The 20443-nt window shown below is 64.5% G+C and carries 7 protein-coding genes; 5 read left to right on the top strand and 2 right to left on the bottom strand.

What is annotated here, in order from left to right; genetic code table 11:
• Positions 1–145: 145 nt before the first annotated feature.
• A complete protein-coding gene (pbpC, locus tag NKH38_RS21155) occupies positions 146–2251 on the bottom strand; it encodes a penicillin-binding protein 1C (protein WP_352761947.1) in 2106 nt (701 codons plus the stop codon).
• 83 nt (positions 2252–2334) lie between these two features.
• The gene (locus NKH38_RS21150; protein ID WP_352761946.1) at positions 2335–7821 is read right to left on the bottom strand and encodes an alpha-2-macroglobulin family protein; all 5487 of its coding nucleotides are present in this window, start codon (positions 7819–7821) and stop codon (positions 2335–2337) included.
• Between the two features lie 277 nt (positions 7822–8098).
• On the opposite strand from NKH38_RS21150, the gene NKH38_RS21145 reads away from it, so the two are divergent.
• The 5 genes from NKH38_RS21145 (at position 8099) to NKH38_RS21125 (ending at position 20411) form a co-directional block, all read left to right on the top strand.
• Positions 8099–10027 (top strand): autotransporter assembly complex protein TamA, encoded by a 1929-nt coding sequence (locus NKH38_RS21145; RefSeq protein ID WP_352761945.1) that lies wholly within the window; start codon positions 8099–8101, stop codon positions 10025–10027.
• A gap of 2 nt (positions 10028–10029) precedes the next feature.
• Entirely contained in the window at positions 10030–16077 is a 6048-nt protein-coding gene (locus NKH38_RS21140) for a translocation/assembly module TamB domain-containing protein (RefSeq protein WP_352761944.1), read from the top strand.
• A 252-nt stretch (positions 16078–16329) separates the two neighbouring features.
• On the top strand, positions 16330–17982 hold the full coding sequence (locus tag NKH38_RS21135; protein ID WP_023668187.1) for an ABC transporter substrate-binding protein: 1653 nt from the start codon (positions 16330–16332) through the stop codon (positions 17980–17982).
• 223 nt (positions 17983–18205) lie between these two features.
• A complete protein-coding gene (locus tag NKH38_RS21130; protein ID WP_023668188.1) occupies positions 18206–19240 on the top strand; it encodes an ABC transporter permease in 1035 nt (344 codons plus the stop codon).
• A 13-nt stretch (positions 19241–19253) separates the two neighbouring features.
• Complete coding sequence (locus tag NKH38_RS21125) at positions 19254–20411, top strand: ABC transporter permease (protein ID WP_023668189.1); 1158 nt, start codon at positions 19254–19256, stop codon at positions 20409–20411.
• Positions 20412–20443: the final 32 nt, after the last annotated feature.

Genomic DNA, 20443 nt, shown 5'->3' with positions numbered 1-20443 from the left:
CGCCCCCCCCCCCCCTCCCCCCCCCCCCCCCCCCCCCCCCGCCCCCGCCCCCGCCCCACACCCCCCCCCCCCCCCCCCCCCCGGGGGGTGCCTCGCGCCGGGTTTCAGGCGAAGAAGCCCAATCCCCTGAATCGCTTGGCGCCATCTATTCAACGAACACCTTCACGCTTGCCGCGCGTCCCACGGCGTCGATGACGGTGAGCGTTGAATAGCCGGCGCCGTCGGGCAGCCAGGTCGCGGTGCGGCGGCGGTCGATGCCGACGAGCGGCTTGCCATTGGCCAGCCAGCGGAACGGCGCGCGGCCGCCTTGCAGTTTCAGCACCAGCGGCGAGGCCTCGGCGGAATTGGTGGCGAGATCGACGCGGGCGCCGTTGGGCGGGAAAATGATCGTTGGCGCCGGTTCCGTCGGGCCTGCCTGCACCAGTCCGTCGGCGCCGGCGCCGAAGCGCCCCAATGTCACCGGCAGGTCTTCGCGCCTGGCCTTGAGGACACCGGCCGGCTGGCTGGGCAACGGGACGGCGGTGAGGCCGGAGCGGACGAAGCCCTCGAACAGGATGGGGGCGGCCGAGACATAGCCGGACAGGCCGGGCACCGCACCGGCATCGGCGCGGCCGACCCACACACCCAGCACGTAGCGGCCGTCGAAGCCGACCGACCAGGCGTCGCGGTAGCCGTAGGACGTCCCAGTCTTGTAGGCGATGCCGCGCTGCAAGGCGCCCTCGGGCGGCTTTACGCCCGACAATATGTCGGTGATCTGCCAGTTCGCCTGGGCGTCGAGGATCGTGGCGGTGGTGCGCTCGGCATTGGCCGGCTCGGTGCCGTCATGCAGCGTGTTTGCCTTCCCGCCATTGGCGAGGCCGGTATAGAGCTGGACGAGATCGCGCAGCGTCACGCCGACGCCTCCGAGGCCGATGGCGAGGCCCGGCGCCTCGTTGACCGGCAGCACCGGGCTGACGCCGGCCTGGCGGAAGCGCGCCATCAGCCGTGCCGGGCCGACAGAGTCGAGCACGCGGATTGCCGGCACGTTGAGCGACAGCTGCAGCGCCTGGCGGATCGAGACATCCCCCTGATAGCCCATGTCGAAATTCTTCGGCCGGTAGCCGCCGAAATCGACCGGGCTGTCCTCGATCAGCATTTCCTGGGCCACCAGCCCCTGCTCGAAGGCGAGGCCATAGATGAACGGCTTCAGCGTCGAACCGGGCGAACGCACGATCCTGGTCATGTCGATCCAGCCGGAGCGGCTGGCGTCGAAGAAATCGGCCGAACCGACTTCGCCGAGGATGTCCCCGGTGCGGGCATCGGCCATCACCATGGCGACGGAGAGGCGCGGCCCAAGTTTGATCGCGGCATCGCGCGCCACCTGCTCCAGTCCTTGCTGGACGCTTTTGCGGATCGTCAGCTGCAGCGGCTTGCCGGGGACGGCCTTGGGCAGCATGGCGTAGGCGGCGTGCGGCGCCAGCGCCGGCAATTTGCGGCGCAGGCCCGGGACGTCGTCGAGGGCGGCGCGCGCGGCCTCGCGTTCGCCAAGCAGGCCTGCCGAAACCATGCGGGTCAGCACGCGGTCGCGGGCGGCATGAGCGATGGTGAGATTGCGGTCGGGCCGGCGCTTTTCCGGCAATTGCGGCAAGGCGACGAGCAGTGCTGCTTCCGAGACCGTCAGCCGCTTCGGCTCTTTGCCGAAATAGGCGAGCGAGGCGGCACGCACGCCTTCGAGATTGCCGCCATAGGGCGCCAAGGTCAGGTAGCGCTCGAGGATCTCCTGCTTGGACAGCCGCCGCTCGATCTGGATGGCACGCAGCATCTGCTTGATTTTCGAGCCGAGGCTGCGGCTTTCGCGGGGCTCGATCAGCCGGGCAAGCTGCATCGACAAAGTCGAGCCGCCGGAGACGATATGGCCCCTGGTGACGAACTGGCTGGCGGCGCGCGCCAGCGCCAGCATATCGACGCCATCATGGTCCCAGAAGCGCTTGTCTTCATAGGTGACCAGCATGTCGACGAACTGCTTGTCGACCTGATTGAGATGAGTGTCGAGCCGCCAGTAACCGTCCGGCGTGGCGAAGGCGCGCAACAGCTGGCCGTCACGATCCTGGACTTCGGTGGAGACGGTGAGTTTTTCGGGCAGTGGCGGCGGGAAAGCGCGGTCGAGTTCCCAGAGAAAAGCGGCAGCGATCGCCGCAAAGCCGACGAGGGAGGCGGCGGCGATGCCTGTTCGACGGAGAAATTTTCTGGAGAGCATGGTGGTGCCCTTCATCCGCCTGCCGGCTCCTTCTCTCCGCATAGCGGGGAGAAGGAGATGGTCGCGGACATCGGCGTGTTCATCTTCGTCAAGGCGCCTTACGGCGCCTTGATCTCCATCATGCCGGTGGCGGTGCGGGCCGAATATTGCGGCCGGTACATATCCTCCACCGTGGCTGCCGGATGGGCGTAGGTGCCCGGCGTTACCGCACGCACGACGTAGGCCAGCATGATGTTGCGGTCGCCATCGCCGTCATTGGGATCGAATGCCGCGACGAAACGGTCGTCGCGGAATTCGAGATGGGCTGCGTCCGTTTGCGCCAGCCAGGTGAAGTTCGACAATTGGGCGCTGGAGACAAGGCCCGGATTGTCGATCTCGAAGCCGGCCGGCAACAGGTCGGTGATCAGCAGGCGCGAAGGCCAGCGGTTCTGCTCGTAAACCTTGAGCACGACCACGTAGCGTTCGTTCTGCGTCGCCTCGGTGACGTTGGCTTCGGTGCCATCGAGCTTGTAGTAGGTGCGGTCGATGGTGAAGCCGTCGCCGCCGGCCGGCAAGGGCTCTACCGGCGAGGCGACCGTGGTGACGACCGCCTGCAGCGGCGTGGCGCCGGTGTTGGCGATGGTCAGCGGGCTGTCGGCAATGTCGGTGCCGCTGAGGTGGTTGGAATATCCACCTGCATGCGGCGCGCCGTTGACCGAGAGCGTGATCGAGTCGTTGCCCGACTTCAGCGCGCGGGCCGCCAGAAGCATCCAGGACTCGTCCTGCGTGCTGGTCCAGCGGGCATCGGCGCGTTCCCTTGCCACCAGCCGGATCAGCTCCGGCACGATGGTCGGCGCCGGCTTCGATTCGGCGGCGAGCGCCAGGATCGCGGCGCCATCACGCAGCCGCGAGCCATAGTCGGACCGGTAGTAGTCGTATTCGGTGGTCGACTTGGCCAGCTGCAGCGCCGTCTGGAAGGTTGCTTCCGAACGCTGCGCGTCGCCGTAGAGCGCCAGGCTCGCCGCCAACTGGGCGACGGCCATCGGGCTCGAGAAGGCTTCGAGCTTGGTGTCGGCGTAGTAGCGCAGATCGCCGACCGAGGCCTTCTTGTTGCGGGCCAGAACATAGAGCGCGTAGGCGATTTCGCTGCCGCGATCCTGGACGTCCTGGTCGTAACCGATCGAGTTTTGCAGATTGCTCAGCGCCTGGCTCATCGCCAGGGCCGGCACGTCGTAGTTCTGCTCGCGCGCCCGGGTCAGAAAGTCGGTGACGTACGAGTCGAGCCACAGATCGCCGGAGCCCGGACCCCACAGGCCGAAGCTGCCGGCCGAAGCCTGGTAGCTCAGCACCTTGTAGATGGCGGCCTGGACGCGGTCGTGCAGTTCGGGATCGCTTTGCATGCCGACGCCGGACGCCAGATCGTTGACGTAGAGAAGCGGCATGGCGCGGCTGGTGGTCTGCTCGGCGCAACCATAGGGGTAGCGGTCGAGCGTCATCAGCAGCGACGGCACGTCGAAGGCGGCAGCCTGCGAAACGCCGACGCTGATCGAGGCGCCGTCGAGCAGGCTTGCCGCGAGCAGCTCCTTGTCGACGCGCAGCGAGCCGCCATTGCCCTTGAGGTCGACGACCAGACGGGTGGTGACCGGCAATTGCGCCGGACGCACCGGAACATACAGCGTCTGCTCGACGGCGGTGCCGTCGCCATGGGCGAGCTTGATGGTGATCGAGGCATTGCCCGCCGTCTGTGCAATCAGCGGCACGGTCAGCGTCTGGCGCTTGCCCTTGGCGAGAGTCAGCTTTTCGGGCAAGGGCTTGTCGCCGGTCGAGAGGTCGCCGGTCGTGGCGATCGACAGGGCATAGTCGCCCTCCGGACCGTCGGTGTCGGCGACGTCGAGCCGCATGATCGCTGCATCTCCAGGCGCCAGGAAGCGGGGCAGGCCGGCAGTGATCACCACCGGATCGCGCACGATGACATCGGTCGTGGCATGGCCGACGGCCTCCTTGGTCCAGGCGGCGGCCATGACGCGCACGGTGCCGTTGAACTGCGGGATGTCGAAGTCGATCCTCGCCTTGCCGTCGGCGTCGAGCTGGACCGGGCCGGAGAAGAAGGCGACCAGCTTTTCGGTCGGCGGACTGCCTTGCGGCTGCATCGAGGCGCCGTCGCCGCCGGTCCTGAGCTTGCCGCTGGTGCCGAGCGAGCCGTCGATGAGACGGCCATAGATGTCGCGGACTTCGAGCCCGAGCATGCGCTGGCCGAAATACCAGCCCTCCGGATCCGGCGCCTTGTAGTTGGTGAGGTTCAAAATGCCGACATCGACGGCAGCGACCGTGACATAGGCATTGCTGCCCGGCGCTACGCCGGCGACCGAAACCGGGATCGACAGCTGCTGGCGCGGCATCGTCTTGTCCGGCGGCGTCAGGGTAACCGCGAGCTTTTTCGAGCCCGGGTCGACCGTCAGCCATTTTACGCCGATGGCGCGCGCCGGCATGCGGGTTTCCTGCGCATCGCCGGGCCGGAGCAGGGTTGCGGTGATGTAGGCGCCGGCGCCCCAGTCGTCACCGACCGGGATGTCGACCGTGCTGCCGCCGGCCGGCACGGTTGCCGTGACGGTCTTGAGCAGCTTGTCGGCGCCGATGGTGACCAGCAGTTCGCCGGCAAAATGCGGCGACACCTTCAGCTTGGCCACGTCGCCGACGGCATAGCTGTCCTTGTCGAGAGCGATCTCGAGCCCATCAGGCGTTTCGGTGGAGGTCGAGGAGACATACCAGCCGGCGTCGAACTCATAGCTGGTCGCCGGGCCCTCGGGATCGGCAGTCTCGATCTCGAGCCGGTACTGGCCCCAGTCGACCGGCATCGTCACGGTCGCCTCGGCATCGGCGCTGAGATCGACCTGGCCGTTGGCGATCGACTTGGTGAAGGTGACCGGTTCGTAGTTCCACGAGTTGTTGTTGCGGTACCACTGGTAATTGCGTTCGACCTTGACCAGCGACCACTGCGCGCCCTTCAGCGTCTCGCGCTTGCCGTCGGGGTCGACCGCGATGAGGCTGAACTTGGCGGTGCCGCCCTGCGGCACCTCATTGTCGGCGAAATCCGGACGAATGCCGATCATGTGGCCTTGCGGGCGGATGCCGATGTTGAGCGAGCGTTCGATGGCGCGGCCGCCGGTTTCACGCATGCGAACCGTGACCTTGGCGTCGACCAGCTTGGTGGTCGCGGGCAACTGGTCGACCGTGACCGGGAAGGTCGCCTTGCCGTCGTCGCCGACCACCGGCAGACCGGTGAACGGGGTGACCGAAGGCTCGGCCGACTGCTCGTCGGCAAGGCCGAACGAATAGCCGGCGAAACGGTCCCAGTCGCGCGCCGTCGACAGCGTCAGCTCGCCTTCGAGCGCGAGGCCGGCGGCCGGCGCGCCATAGAGGAAGCGGCCGTCAATGTCGATGTTGGCGGTTTCGCCCTGGGCGATCTCCTGCTTGTCGGACTTCATGTCGAACTCGATGCGATCCGGCACGAAGTCTTCGACCAGGAACATCTGGCTGGAAACGGCCGCCTGCTTGGGATCGGTATAGATCGACACCGTCCAGGTGCCGCGCATGGCGTTGGCTTCCAGCGGCAGGTCGACGGCATAGCCGCCGGCCGAGACGCCATCGGCAACGATGCGGCGGTTCTCGACGCCGTCGGGACGGGTGAAGATGAAGGTCAGCGGCAGGTTTTCCACCGCTTTGGAGGCGCCGTCGCGGGCAAGGGCTGCGACATGCACATCCTCGCCGGCGCGGTAGATGCCGCGTTCGGTCCAGGCATAGACATCGAGCGCGCCCGGTGCGGCGCGTCCGGCGACGCCGCGATCGGACAAATCGAAGCCGGCGCGGCCCATGTCGAGGAAGACGAAATCGTTGTCGCCCTGCTTGGCCATCAGAACGGCCGGCACCATGCCGCCGTCGCCGCGCGTCAGGCCGGGGTTGAAGACAGCATGGCCTTCGGCGTCCGACGTGGCTGTGCCGAGGATTTCATTGTTCCTGGCCAGCAGCGTCAGTTCGGCGCCGGCGATCGGCTTGGCGGTTCCGAGCGAGCGGGCAAAGACATTGAGGCCATCCTGGCCGGTATAGGTCGACAGGCCGATGTCGGAGACGACGAACCACTGCGTGGCAAGCGAATTGTAATTGTCCTCGTCATTCTCGTTTACCGCTTGCGCGGTCAGCACGTAGACGCCGGGCTTGCGCTGCGGCAAGGCTTCGTCGACCGGGAACGACGTCGTGACGTCCTTGTTGAGGTCGTTGGCGATATCGAGCTGGCCCTGCCAGACCGGCTCACCCATCTGGTCGGAAATGCTGGAGATATCATAGCCGTCGAGCTGCTTCAGGAACTGATAGCCGGACAGAAGCTGCGCCAGCGAACGATCGCCGATGCGGTAGAGCTTCATCTGTGCGGCATTCATGTTGACGGTGACGACCGGGATGCCGCGGCGGGCGCCGGCGGGCAGCACGAAGCTGTCGCCGGTGAAACGGGCGGACGGCGCGCGGTCCTGCACATAGATCGACAGCACGACCGGAGCGGCGGTGACCTCGCCAATTGCGGCCGGCAGGCCGGCGCGGAAGGTCACTTCGTAATGCTGGCCGTGTTCCAGGCCTTCGACGCAGATCTGCTTGTCCTTGGCCTCGACGCCCTTGGGCGGCTGGTTGTCGACGGTGACGAACTGGGCGTAGTCGACGCCGGTCTTCACCAGATCCTCGGAAAACTGCGCGCAAATGCGCGGCGCGCTGGTGTCGGCGTCGATCGAGTGATCGATGACGCGGAAGCCCTTGCGGGCCTTGAGATCCTCATATTCGGCCTTGACCGCCGGCGAACTGACCAGCGCGAGGCTGGCTTCATAGGCCTGCAGGGCTGGACGGTAGAGATCGCGGCGGTCGAGGCCGTTGCCGAGCAGCGCCAGCACTTCGGCGCGGGTCTTGGTGGTGCGCAGCAACTTGTAGGCGTTGATGGCGGCGGAGGTGCCTTTGACCGGCAGATTGTAGGATTCGGAGGTGCCGCTGGCCGGCTGTATGGCAAGCGTTTCACGCGCCAGACCGAGCCAAAGCTGGCCGTCGTCAGGCAGGACCGAGACCGCGGCCTCGTATTTGTTCATGGCCTGGCCATGGTCGCCGGTCAGTGCAGCCTGTTCGGCGGCGGCGCGGAGTGATTCCAGCCCGTCGGTCGGCTTGTCATAGGCCGGATCGGTCAGCTTGTTGCGGTATTGCTGGGCCTGGTCGGCCATCCAGTTGGGGAAGAAGGCGAGTTCCGGCGGGGCGCCGATATCGGGGTCGCCATCGACATTGACGACCTTGCCCGCGACCGCGCCGCTGAAGGGTTTCAACTGGTTATAGTCGGATTTTAGGAAGCACCATTTGGCCTTGTTGTTGTAAGTAAAGGCGCGGCAGGCGGGGTCGCCGAGGCATGTCGTCTTGCACTGATCGAGGCTGACATTCTGGTCCGATCTGAGATCGAAGCCGAAATAGTCGGAATTATTTGAGGTCACCACCCGGCGGGCTTCGGCCGCTTGCGCTACAGACCCCCAGCCGAAAATGAGAAGAATCAAGATCGACAGACCACGAGCCGCCGCGCGCATCGCCATAACACCCTCCAGACACTGCTACGTCCGCGGCATGTTCAAGCTTCAGTCAAGCTTGTCAACACGAGGACGGGCAGGTTTCCGCCCGCCAACGGTTCCCAAACCGGCCAATGACCGGTATGCCGATAGTTCATCCACGGGAAAGGGATCACGCTTTCTTGCGAAAACGCAGAAGGTGTGAATTCCAAGCCCTGCCTATTTCAGACAATTGGATTGTGGCCCCTTTACGAGCGCTTCAAAACTTCATTCCAATTTTAGTTTTGTAACCTAGGTTGTCCTGATGCCGGCGTATGAAGCGCAGATGTCGAAGGTAAGTGCGCCACGGCGCACGCTTTCGCGCGCGCTGATTGTGGCGTTGGCGTGCTCGAGCGTGCTCGTTGCCGAATCGGGGTCGGCGGCCGCCTTCGAGCTCTTCGGCATCAAATTGTGGGGCTCTTCGAATGACGAAGACGCCGATATCGTCGACCCGCTGCGCTATGCGGTGACCATCGAAGTGCCCGATGCCGACAATGACCTGGTCAAGAAGCTCGAAAACGCCTCGTCGCTGAAATCCGACGAGGATCGCCCGGTTTCCGGCTCGCTCGGCCTTTTGGCAAAGGCGCGTAGCGACCGCGAACAGCTGGTCGCCGCGCTTTATGCCGACGCCCGCTATGAAGGCGTCGTCACCATCACTATCCAGGGCAAGGCGCTGGACGATTTGCCGCCTGATGCCGAATTTACAGGTCCGCAGCCGGTGCCGGTGGTGATCAGCATTTCGAGCGGGCCCAAATTCATACTTGGCAATATCAGGCTGGAGGGCGATGCCGCCGGGCTGGCGAGCGCCGATTTCGGCCTGATAGCCGGCGGCGATGCCGGCTCGGGCGCCGTGCTCAAGGCCGAGGCGCTGATCGTGCGGGCGCTGAAGCAGGAGGGCCGGCCGCTGGCCCGGATCACCGACAGGCAGGTCGTGGCCGAGCACACCACCTCAACGCTCGACGTGACGCTGACGGTGGCCGCCGGGCCGGTTGCCGGTTATGGCGACACCACCGTCGATGGCACCGAGAAGGTCGATCGCGAGTTCACCGAATATATGACCGGGTTGAAACGCGGCCGGCAATATTCGCCCGACGAGATCGACGATGCCCGCGACCGGCTGCTGAGGCTCGAAGTGTTCAACAGCGTGACGCTGAAGGAAGCCGACAGTCTCGACGCCGACGGCAACATTCCGATCGGCGTTCAGGTCAGCGAGCGCAAACCACGCTATTTCGGCGTCGGCGGCACTTTCTCCAACACCGAAGGGCTAGGCCTGGAAGGCTATTGGGGCCACCGAAATCTGTTCGGCCGGGCCGAAAAGCTGCGCATCGAGGGCAAGATCAGCGGCATCGGCAGCAACGATCTCAGCGAGCTCAACTACAATGCCGGCATCATGTTCGAGAAGCCGGGCGTGGTCGGGCCGGCCTCGAAATTCATCGCCAGCGTCAAGACCGTGCTCGAACATCCAGACGCCTACGACCATTTCTCGGTCAAGGGCAGCACCGGCCTGTCCTATGAGATCGACAAGAAGCAGACGGTGTCGGCTGAAATCGCGCTCGACTACTCCAGGATCACCGACGCTTTCGGCAAGCACAAATACCTGATCGCCAGCATTCCGCTGCAATATGTCTACGACAACAGGGACAACCGGCTCAATCCGACCAGCGGCTTCAGGGTTCTGGCCTATGCCGAACCAAGCTACGACATTCTGAGCGGCGCCGCCTTCCTCAAGCTCAGGGGCGAGGGGTCGGCCTATCAATCGCTCGACACGGCCTCGAAATTCGTGCTTGCCGAACGCGTCGCGCTGGGTTCGATCGTCGGCACCGGCCTTCAGAACGTTCCAGCCGACAGGCGCTTCTATTCCGGCGGTGGCGGCTCGGTGCGGGGTTATGCCTATCAGGGCATCGGACCGAAGGACATCGACAATCAGCCGATCGGCGGGCTTTCCTTCTTCGAGACATCGGTCGAAATGCGCATGGCGCTGACCGACACGATCGGCATCGTGCCGTTCGTCGACGCCGGCACTGTCTCGACCACAGCGACGCCGGACTTTTCCGACGTGAAGGTCGGCGCGGGCGTTGGCCTGCGCTACATCACGCCGTTCGGGCCGCTGCGCATCGACGCCGCCGTGCCGCTCAACCGCGACCGTGGCGACCCGCGTTTCGGCATCTATGCCGGCATCGGACAGGCGTTCTGACGATGAAGTTTTTGAAACGCATCCTTCGCCTGTTTTTCTACACGCTGCTGATCGTGGCGGCGGCGGGCATCGGCGCGCTGGTCGTGCTGACCAAGACCGAGCGCGGCCGCGAAAATCTCGCCGGCATCATCTCTGACATGGCCTCGTCAAGGGACAGCAAAGTCACGGTCAGCGGCATTAACGGTATCTGGTCCGGCGCGCTGACGGTCGACCATGTCGTGCTGGAAGACCGCGAGGGCGCCTGGCTGGTGGCCCGCAAGGTGGCCGTCGACTGGTCGCCGCTGGCTCTGTTGTCAAAGAATTTCAGCGCCGACCGCATAGCGGCCGAACGGATAGAACTGGCACGGCTGCCTGTGGCGAGCACCGAGCCGAGCCAGAGCGGGTCGACCGGCCTGCCGGTTTCGCTTGATATCAGAGCGATCGATTTGCCGGAGATCGCGCTCGGCCAGCAACTTGCCGGCAGCGGCATTGCCGAACTTGCGGCCAAGGGATCGGCCAAGGTCGATGCGTCGCCGCTGGCGATCCAGACGGTGCTCAACGTTACCCGCCATGACGGCAAGCAAGGCAATGTCGACGCCAACATCCACTTCGCGCCGGATGAAAACAAGCTCGACCTCGATCTCAAGGCTTCCGAGCCGGCCGGCGGCATCATCGCCAACCTGCTCAAGCTACCCGGTGCGCCGCCAGTCAACATCGTCGTCTCGGGCACCGGGCCGCTGGCCAACTGGAGCGGCATCGGCACCTTTATGGTCGACGGTCAGATCGTTACCCAGCTCACCGGCCGGCACCAGCTGACCGACAAGGGCAACCGGATCGAGGCCAAGGGCGACGGTTCGTTCGAAGGGTTCCTGCCGCAACAGTTCAAGTCGCTGTTTGCCGGCAAGACCAGTTTCGACCTCGCCGGCACCGCGACCGCAGCCGGCGGCGTCGACATCGAGCGCGCTGCAATCGAGAGCGACGCAGTTCATGGTACCGCTGCCGGCATGGTCGACCCCAACGGCGCCAGCGACCTTTCGGTCGAACTCGTGGCCAAAGCCAAGCCGGTCACGGTCAATGTCGGTACCCAGGCGCAGCCGATCATGGTGGCCATCAACAATGTGACCGCGCGCGCCTTCGGTGACGGCAAGGCGCCGATGATTGACGCCAGCGCTTCACTGGTCTCGGTGGTGGCGGGCGGCTCTCAGGTGAACAATCTGGATGCGAAGATCCATTCCGACGGTTTCGACATCGAGAGCCGCAGCGGCCCGGTCAGTGTAAGTCTGGCGGCCGCCGGGCTGAAGACCGACGTGGCGACGCTGGCGCCGCTGATCACCGGCAAGCTGACGGCCTCTCTTGCCGGTTCGATCAGCAGGGACGAGATTTCGCTCGACGAAGGCACGCTGCGCAGCGATGCTCTCAATGCCGGGCTGACGGCTAAGGTGACGCTGGCCGATCTCGCCATGACGCTGAAGATGAATGCGGATGCTGTGTCGACGGCGCTGCCGCCGCAGATCAGTTCGCTGCTTGGCGAACGGGTCAAATTCTCGGCGACCGCGACGCGCGATCCGCAGGGCTCTTTCGCCGCCAACTCGATCGAACTCACTTCCGGTTCGCTGAGCGCCAGCGGCACCGCCAGCGCGCAAGGCAGCGATATCCAGGCCGACATCAAGGGCAAGCTCGGCGACGTCTCGGTGCTGTCTTCGCTGGTCGGCGTGCCGATCGCCGGCGGGGTCGATTTCGCGCTGACGGCAAGCGGCGCGCGCAACGCACCGGATTTCTCGGTTTCGGCCGACAGTGCCAGCCTGACGGCCTCCGGCCGCACCGTCAAGGACATCAAGCTGACCGCATCGGGCAAGGCCGACATTGTGAGCCCGGCCGCAGATGTCTCGCTGACCGGCGCGGTCGACGAACAGCCGCTCGCCATCAAGGCGGCGCTGGTGACGAGCGATGGCAAGCGCTCCATCAAGGGGCTCAGCGTAGCGCTGGGCGACAACAAGGTGTCGGGCGACCTCACGCTCGATGAAAAATTCCTGCCGCTGGGGACGCTGACGATCTCCGCCCCCGATATCGCGCCGCTGGCGTCGCTGGCCGGGCAGACGGCGGCCGGCGATATCGGCGGCACCGTGGTGTTCGCCAAAGACGGCGAGGCTCCCACTGTCACCATCAATGCAGCCAGCGTGTCGATCGCGCGCGGTGATGTGGCAGCCAAGGCAGTCACCGTCAGCGCACTGATCGCCAACTATCTCAACAGCCCTGCGATCTCCGGCACGATCAAGGCCGAGAGCGTGACCTCGGGAACGACCGTCGTCAGTGGCATCGGCGTCGACCTCAAGCGTGACGGCGACTGGACGAATTTCACCGGCGGCGCAACCATATCAGGCATTCCGGCGACAGCTGCCGGGCGGGCGAAGATTGCCGGGGGCGCGACCAGCGTCGAGATCGCGTCCGGCGAGGCGACGGTGCGCGGCATCAAGGTGGCGATCGCCGAGCCGTCGAGCCTGACCATTGCCGATGGCATAACCAACATTCAAAGGCTGGTAGTCGATCTCGGCGGCGGCTCGGTGACGCTGTCGGGCACGGCGGGCCAGACGCTCGATCTGGCGGCGACCTTCTCGGCGCTGCCGGCTGCGCTTGCCAATGGCTTTTCGCCCGGCCTCGATGCCGCGGGCACGCTCGACGGCACGGCGCAAATCACCGGGCCGTCAGCAAATCCCGACATTCGCTTTAATGCAAAACTGGCCGGCGCCGAGACCAGCCAGACCCGTCAGGCCGGGCTCGGACCGCTCGATGTCGATGCGGCCGGCAGCTATTCGACGGCCGGCGGCGTCGTGCTGGATCAGGCGACGCTGTCGGGCCAAAAAATCTCCGGCAAGGCCGCCGGCACCGTCAACCCGAACGGCGCCAGCGATTTCGCGCTCGATCTGACATCGTCCGGTCCGAGCCTGCCGTTGACGCTGGGCAGCGCGGAAAGCCCGATCAAGCTCGAATTGCAGGCGCTGTCGGTGAAGGCGGCCGGGCAGGCTGCGCAAGCCAAGCTCGACATCTCGGCGGTACTGCCTTCGGTGGCGACGGATGACGCCAAGGTCGAGGGCATTGCGCTTGCGCTGCATTCCGATGCATTTGATATGAAAAGCCGAACCGGTCCGATCTCGGGCACGGTGACGGCGGACAAGATCGGTCTAGACAATCCGACCATCGCGCCGCTGATCGTCGGCAAAATCACCGCCAAGGTCGCGGGCAGCCTGGCGGCCGATGCGATTACCATCGACAGCGGCTCGGTGCAGGGCGATGCGCTGGGCAGTGCCTTCAATGGCCGTGTCGGCATTGCCGATGGAGCAATCGACCTCAACCTCAACGCCGACGTGCTGTCGGCGGCATTGCCGGCTGCGGCGCGCAGCGTGCTGGCAGAGCGCACGCAGCTCAGCGCCACGCTGAAGCGGGATGCCAATGGCAATGTCAGCGCCAATCCGGTCACGCTGGCGTCGGGCGCACTGACCGCGGACGGTCAGGCCAGCCTCGCCGACAACAAGCTTAGCGCAGATATCAAGGGTGCACTGGCCGACATCTCGCTGTTGTCGAAAGATGCCAAAGGCGCGATCAGCTTTGCACTCAACGCGCAGGGGCCCAGCCTGGCGCCGGACCTGTCGCTGACGGTCAACAGCGACCGCCTGCTGGTGGCGGAACGCGAAATCACCGGACTTAAGCTGATTGCGACCGGCAAGGCCGATGCCGCGAACCCGGCAGCCAATGTGCAACTGACCGGCAATGTCGCGGGGCAGGCACTGCAAGGCAGCGCGGTGCTGGCGACTGCCGACGGCAAGAGCGCCATCAACGGCCTGCTGCTGTCACTCGGCAAGAACAGGATTTCCGGCGACCTTGCGCTCGACGAGGCTTTCGTGCCGGTCGGCACCATCGCGCTCGACCTGCCCGATATCGGACCGCTGGCGGCGCTGGCGCTGGAAAAGGCCGAAGGCGATGTGCGCGGCACTATTGCATTCTCCAAGACCGCGGATGGCCCGAACGTCGCCGTCAAGGCTGCGACCGCTTCGATTACGCGCGGCGACCTGCAGGCGAAGACGGTGTCGATCGATGCGCTGGTCGCCAACTATCTCGCCGCGCCGGTCATCTCGGGCAAAATTCGCGCCGACAGCGTCATTTCCGGCGGCACCGCCATCAGCGGCATCGATGTCGATTTGAAGCACGACGGCGACTGGACCGGGTTTTCCGGCGGCGCCACCGTCAAGGGCATTCCGGCGAAGGCTGCGGGCAGGGTAAAGGTGGCTGGCGGCACCACCACCATCGAACTCGCTTCCGGCCAGGCCACGGTGCAGGGCATCAAGGCGGCCATCGCCCAGGCCTCGACCGTCAGCATCGCCAACGGCACCACGACGCTGGACAAGCTGGTGCTCAATCTCGGTGGCGGCACGGCGACGGTGACCGGCAAGGTCGGGCAGGCACTCGACATCAGTGCCGCACTGTCGAAGGTGCCGGCCTCACTCGCCAACAGTTTTTCGCCGGGCCTCCAGGCCGCCGGTTCGATTTCGGGAACAGTCAAGGTAACCGGCGCGCCGGGCAATCCGACTGTCGCCTTCGATATCGATGCTGGTGGGGTGCAGACCTCGCAGACGCGCAGCGCCGGTCTTGGCGGCATGAATATCTCTTCGTCGGGAACATTCGCCGGCAAGAAGCTCACCTTCAACGCCGACATCAGCGACGGCGCCGGGCTTGGCCTCAAGGGCGGCGGTACGGTGACGACGGCCGGCACACCAGCGCTGGTGCTCGACTTCAACGGCAAGGTGCCATTTTCCTTCCTGGCCGCCAAGCTTGCGGCGCAAGGCCTGTCGCTCAGCGGCACCGCCAACGTCAATATCCAGGTGCGCGGCCCGGCGGCGTCGCCGGTGATCGGCGGCACGGTCAGCACGTCGGGCGCCCGCCTGGTCGACGCGCGCTCCGGCCTTGCCGTCAATGACATTGCCGCCGACATTTCGATCGGCAACGGCGTTGCCCGGGTCAACCGGCTAACCGGCACGCTGTCGACACGCGGCAGCCTGTCGGCCTCCGGCACACTCGGCATCAATCCGGCGCAAGGTTTCCCAGCCGATTTGTCTATCAAGCTGGTTGACGGCCGCTATACCGACGGCAGGGTGGTGACAGCCAATCTCGGCGGCGACCTGACCATCAAGGGGCCGCTCACCTCGGCGCCGGTGATTTCGGGCACCGTCAACCTGGCCAAGACCGTCATCACCGTTCCCGATAAGCTGCCGGGCTCGCTGGCAGCGCTCGGTGTCAAGCACAAGAACGCCCCCGCCAGCGTGCGGGCGCAGGACAAGGCCTTGCGACCGGCGGCGGCCAGCGGTGGTGGCGGCAGTGGGCTTGTCCTCGACGTCACGGTCAATGCGCCGAACCAGATCTTCATCCAGGGCAGGGGTGTCGATGCCGAGTTCGGCGGTTCGCTGAGGCTGACCGGCCCGGCGGCTTCGCCGCAGGCGGTCGGCACCTTCACCTTGCAGCGTGGGCGGCTGTCGATCCTCGGCAAGCGGCTGACCTTTACCGAAGGCACGGTCGGCTTTTCGGGGTCGCTGGTGCCCTACCTCAACTTGACCGCGACATCGACCACGACCAGCGCCACCGTCACCATCGTCGTCTCGGGCGAAGCGACCAATCCGAAATTCGACTTCTCATCGGTGCCGGCGCTGCCCGAGGACGAGGTGCTGGCGCAGCTGATTTTCGGCCGCTCTATGTCGAACCTGTCGCCGCTGCAGATCGCGCAACTGGCCGAGGCCGCCGGCCAACTGGCCGGCGTCGGCGGCTCGACCTCGCTGCTCGAAAACCTGCGCAGTGCAATCGGCGTCGACGACCTGGATGTGACCACCGATGACCAGGGCGGGACGGCTGTGTCGGCGGGCAAGTATCTCAATGACCGCACCTATGTGACGATCCAGAAAGGCGACAGGCCAGGATCGGGCAAGGCGACGATCGACCTCAATGTCGGGCGCGGCGTCAAGCTGCGTGGCGAGGCCAACGATGGCGGCGAGGCCAAGGGCGGCATATTCTACGAAAAGGAATATTGAGTTCCTGGCCCTTACCGCCGCCGGAACTGGCGCTGTCTCAACCCGCCCAAATGTATCAGTTACTCGCCTAAGCAGATTCCGGCGGAATCTGGGCGCGCTAGCACTTTTGCGCCAAGTCTGTCGTTATCACGCGAACCGCTCCCTTTTCAAAGTTGCACATTCCCTAACAGGTTCCGTAGCCATGCCGTCTTTGACATCACGGCAGGGATGCGGAATGTTAAAAGGCGGAAAGCCAACAATGGGAGTTAAGGTATGACAAATTACAAGAGTAATGGCGATCGCGTTCCCGATCACATCCTGGCCATGGCCGAAGAAGCCAAGGCAGGCAAAGTCGATCGCCGCGAGTTCCTCGCCATGGCCAGCGTGTTCGGCGCGTCGACTGCGATGGCCTACGGCATGCTCGGCGTAGCCGTGCCGACCCAAGCCAGGGCCGAAGAGGTGCAGGGCAAGAAGGGCGGCATCCTGAAAGTCGCGCAATGGGTCAAGGATCCCAAGGATCCACGCAAGGCCGATTGGTCGGAAATCGCCAATGCCGAGCGCCAGGCGCTTGAGCCGCTGGTCAAGTACACCAGCGAATACACGTTTCGCCCGTACCTTCTGGAGAGCTGGGAGGTCAACGACGACGCCACCGAGTACACGCTGCATGTCCGCAAGGGTGTGACCTGGTCGAATGGCGATGCCTTCACCGCCGATGACGTCATCTTCAATCTCAAGCGCTGGGCCGACAAGAAGGCCGAGGGCAATTCGATGCCTGGCCGTCTCGGCACGCTGGTCAAGGACGACAAACTCGACGAAAGTGCCGTGACCAAGGTTGACGACCACACCGTCAAGCTGAAGCTCGGCAAGGCCGACATCGCGCTCATTCCGAACATGTGCGACTATCCCGGCCTCATCGTGCACAAGAGCTTCGACGAGAAGGGCGGCGACTTCAAAGCCTGCCCGATCGGTACCGGCCCGTTCGAGCTCGTCTCCTACGATGTCGGCCAGAAGGTGGTCTACAAGCGCCGCGAGGACAACAAGTGGTGGGACGGCGAGGTGTTCCTCGACGGCATCGAATTCGTCGACTACGGCACCGATCCGGCAGCCATGGTCAGTGCCTTCGAGGCCGGCGAAGTCCATACGAATTTCGAGACCTCGGCCGACTATGTGTCGATCCTCGACGGACTGGACCTGGTCAAGTCCGAAATCGTCACCGCGTCGACCATCGTGTGCCGCACCAACATCAACAACAAGCCTTACGGCGATCAGAAAGTGCGCAACGCGCTGCAGTTGGCGGTCGACAACAATGTCGTTCTGCAGCTTGGCTACGGAAATGCCGGCACGGTGGCTGAAAACCACCATGTCTGCCAAATCCACCCGGAATATTACGAGCTGCCCAAAGTCGCTCGCGATCCGGCCAAGGCCAAGGCGCTGATGGCGGAAGCCGGCCAGGCCGACTTCGAGCATGAGCTGATCACGGTCGACGAAGACTGGCACAAGAATACCGGCGACGCCATCGCCGCGCAGATGCGCGACGCCGGCCTCAAGGTAAAGCGCACGGTGCTGCCGGGCTCGACGTTCTGGAACGACTGGACCAAGTACCCGCTGTCGATGACCAACTGGAACATGCGCCCGCTCGGCGTTCAGGTTCTGGCGATCGGCTACCGCACCGGCGAGGCGTGGAACGAGTCGGCCTATTCCAACCCCGAATGGGATGCCAAGCTCAATGCAGCATTGGCCGTTGCCGATGCGGCCAAGCGCAAGGAGATGATGAAGGACATCGAGCAGATCCTGCAGGATTCCGGCATCATGATCCAGCCATACTGGCGCAAGCTCTACAGCCACTCGGTCAAGGCGGTGCAGAATTACAAGATGCATCCGACCTTCGAGCGCGACTACGGCAAGGTCTGGCTCGACCAGGCGTGATCGGAACGTCAGGGAAGGGGCGCTTCGCTCCTTCCCGTCACGCCTCGCTTGGTCCAGAACCGGAAGCCGCCGCAGCAAAAAGTTGCGGACTCTCCTGAAAGACCGTTCAATAAAACTGGGTTGATTGCATCCGAGTGCCGATTTGACGGCCAACTCTGCCGGCAACGGCAAAGCTGGTTTTTCGAACTGGCTCCAACCCCAACCAGACCGGCAGGGGACCGCCATGCTTTCTTTCGTAATCCGGCGTCTCGGCACCATGGCATTGACGATGCTGTGCCTGACGATGATCGTCTTCTTCCTGATCAACCTCGAGCCGAATTTGAAGAAGCTGGCGATCAGCCAGACCGAAATGCACACATCGGCCGAACAGCTCGAAAGCTGGCTGGTCAACCATGGCTACCGGCAGAACTTCTTCGTGCGCTACGGGCAATGGCTGGGCGTCGTCCCGAAGCAACCGGTGACCGATCCGGCGACCGGCAAGCCGACGCAGCGTTTCTCCTTCTGCAACGATCCGCTGGAGCCGAAATTCTCCGGCATCCTGGAAGGTGATTTCGGCTGCTCGACGAAGTTCAAAACCTCCGTTGCGTCAAAGCTCTTCCCCGCACTCGCCGCCACCGGCATTCTGATGCTCTGCGTGCTGTTGGTGATGGTACCGATTTCGCTGCTGATCGGCATCCTGGCCGGCATGCGCGAGGGCTCGCGAACGGACCGAACGCTGTCCGTCGCCTCGATCGCGTCGACGGCGACGCCCGAATATGTGTCCGGCGTCATCTTCACCGTCATCTTCGCCTCCTGGCTCGGCTGGCTGAACGGTTCGGCCGCCTCGGCAAGCCAGGGCATCACCTTCTACAATTTCACCCTGCCGGTGATGACGCTGGCGATCTACGGCATCGGCTACATCGCCCGCATGACGCGCGCCTCGATGGTCGAGGTGATGACGCAGCAATATATCCGCACCGCCCGGCTGAAGGGGCTTTCCTTCGGCAGCGTCGTCGTCAAGCACGCGCTGCGTAATGCGCTGATCGCGCCGTTCACCGTCATCATGCTGCAATTTCCCTGGCTGCTTACCGGCGTCGTCATCGTCGAGGTGATGTTCCGCTACCAGGGCTTTGGCTACACGCTGGTCGAAGCCGCCGGCAACAACGACATCGATCTGCTGCTTGGCTGTTCACTGGTCTCGGTGTTCATCGTGCTGATCACGCAGCTCATCTCGGATGTCGGCTACGCGTTCCTCAATCCGCGTATCAGAGTTCAATAGGGGGCTGGGGCAGATGCAGGTCGAATATATCGGTGCCTTCAATGTCGTGCTCGGCGTGATTGGGCGTTTCTGGCCGGTCTGGTTAGGGCTTGCCCTGGTGATGGGAGCGAGCTTCGCCTACAAGAAAAGGCTCGGCCTCTACGGCCAGCTGTTCGATAGCGGCGTCGGCATAGTGGGTGTCGGCATCTGCCTGTTCTGGCTGTTCACGGCAATCTTCGCGTCGACCGTCGCGCCCTTCGATCCGCTCGCCCAGGTCCCGATCATGAAGGATGCGCTGCCGGGCGCGCTCGAGCCGGTATCGAAACTCATCTACTATTTCGGCGGCGACAAGCTCGCCCGCGATGTCTTTTCGCGCATGGTCTATGGCAGCCAGATCGTGCTGATCATCGCACCGGCTGCGACCGGTTTCGCGCTGATGGTCGGCATTACGCTCGGTCTGCCCGCCGGCTACTATGGCGGCCGGATCGACACTGTGCTGTCCTTCCTGGCCAATCTGGTGCTGGCCTTCCCGGTGATCCTGCTGTTTTACCTGCTGGTGACGCCGGGCATCATGGATACGCCGATCCCCTACGCCATGGCCGGGCTGTTCTTCCTGTTCCCGATCATCTTCTTTTCGGTGCTGTTCTGGACGCGCTACAAGAACCGGCCGGACCGCCTCTATATATTGCTCGGGCTGACGCTGATCATCGGCGGCTGGGTCTATGCCGGCCTGGTGTTCGACGCCGATCCGTTCAAGATCATCCACATCGATCCCAACCAGCTCAACATCTTCGTGGCGGTGGTGTTCGCCTCCAGCCCCGGCGTATTCCGCATCGTGCGCGGCCTGGTGATGGACATCAAGACGCGCGACTATGTGGCGGCGGCGCAGACGCGCGGTGAATCGCCCTGGTACATCATGCTGTGGGAGATCCTGCCCAATGCGCGCGGGCCGCTGATCGTCGATGCCTGCCTGCGCATCGGCTACACCACGATCCTGCTCGGCACGCTCGGCTATTTCGGGCTGGGCCTGGCGCCGGAGAGCCCGGACTGGGGCACCGCAATCAAGGACGCCAGCCGCCTGCTGCGCTCCTTCATCCATCCGGCGCTGCCGCCGACAATCGCGCTGATGTCGTTCGTGCTGGGCTTGAACCTGCTTGCCGACTCGCTGCGCGAACAATCGATGAAAGACTGATCTGCGGGTTTCGGCGCCGCGAGCATGAAAAT

This window comes from Mesorhizobium sp. M1078, assembly GCF_040318615.1.
In the GTDB taxonomy this organism is placed as follows: domain Bacteria; phylum Pseudomonadota; class Alphaproteobacteria; order Rhizobiales; family Rhizobiaceae; genus Mesorhizobium.
The sequence above is the reverse complement of the archived record's forward strand: the minus strand, read 5'-3'. Positions and strand labels throughout refer to the sequence as shown.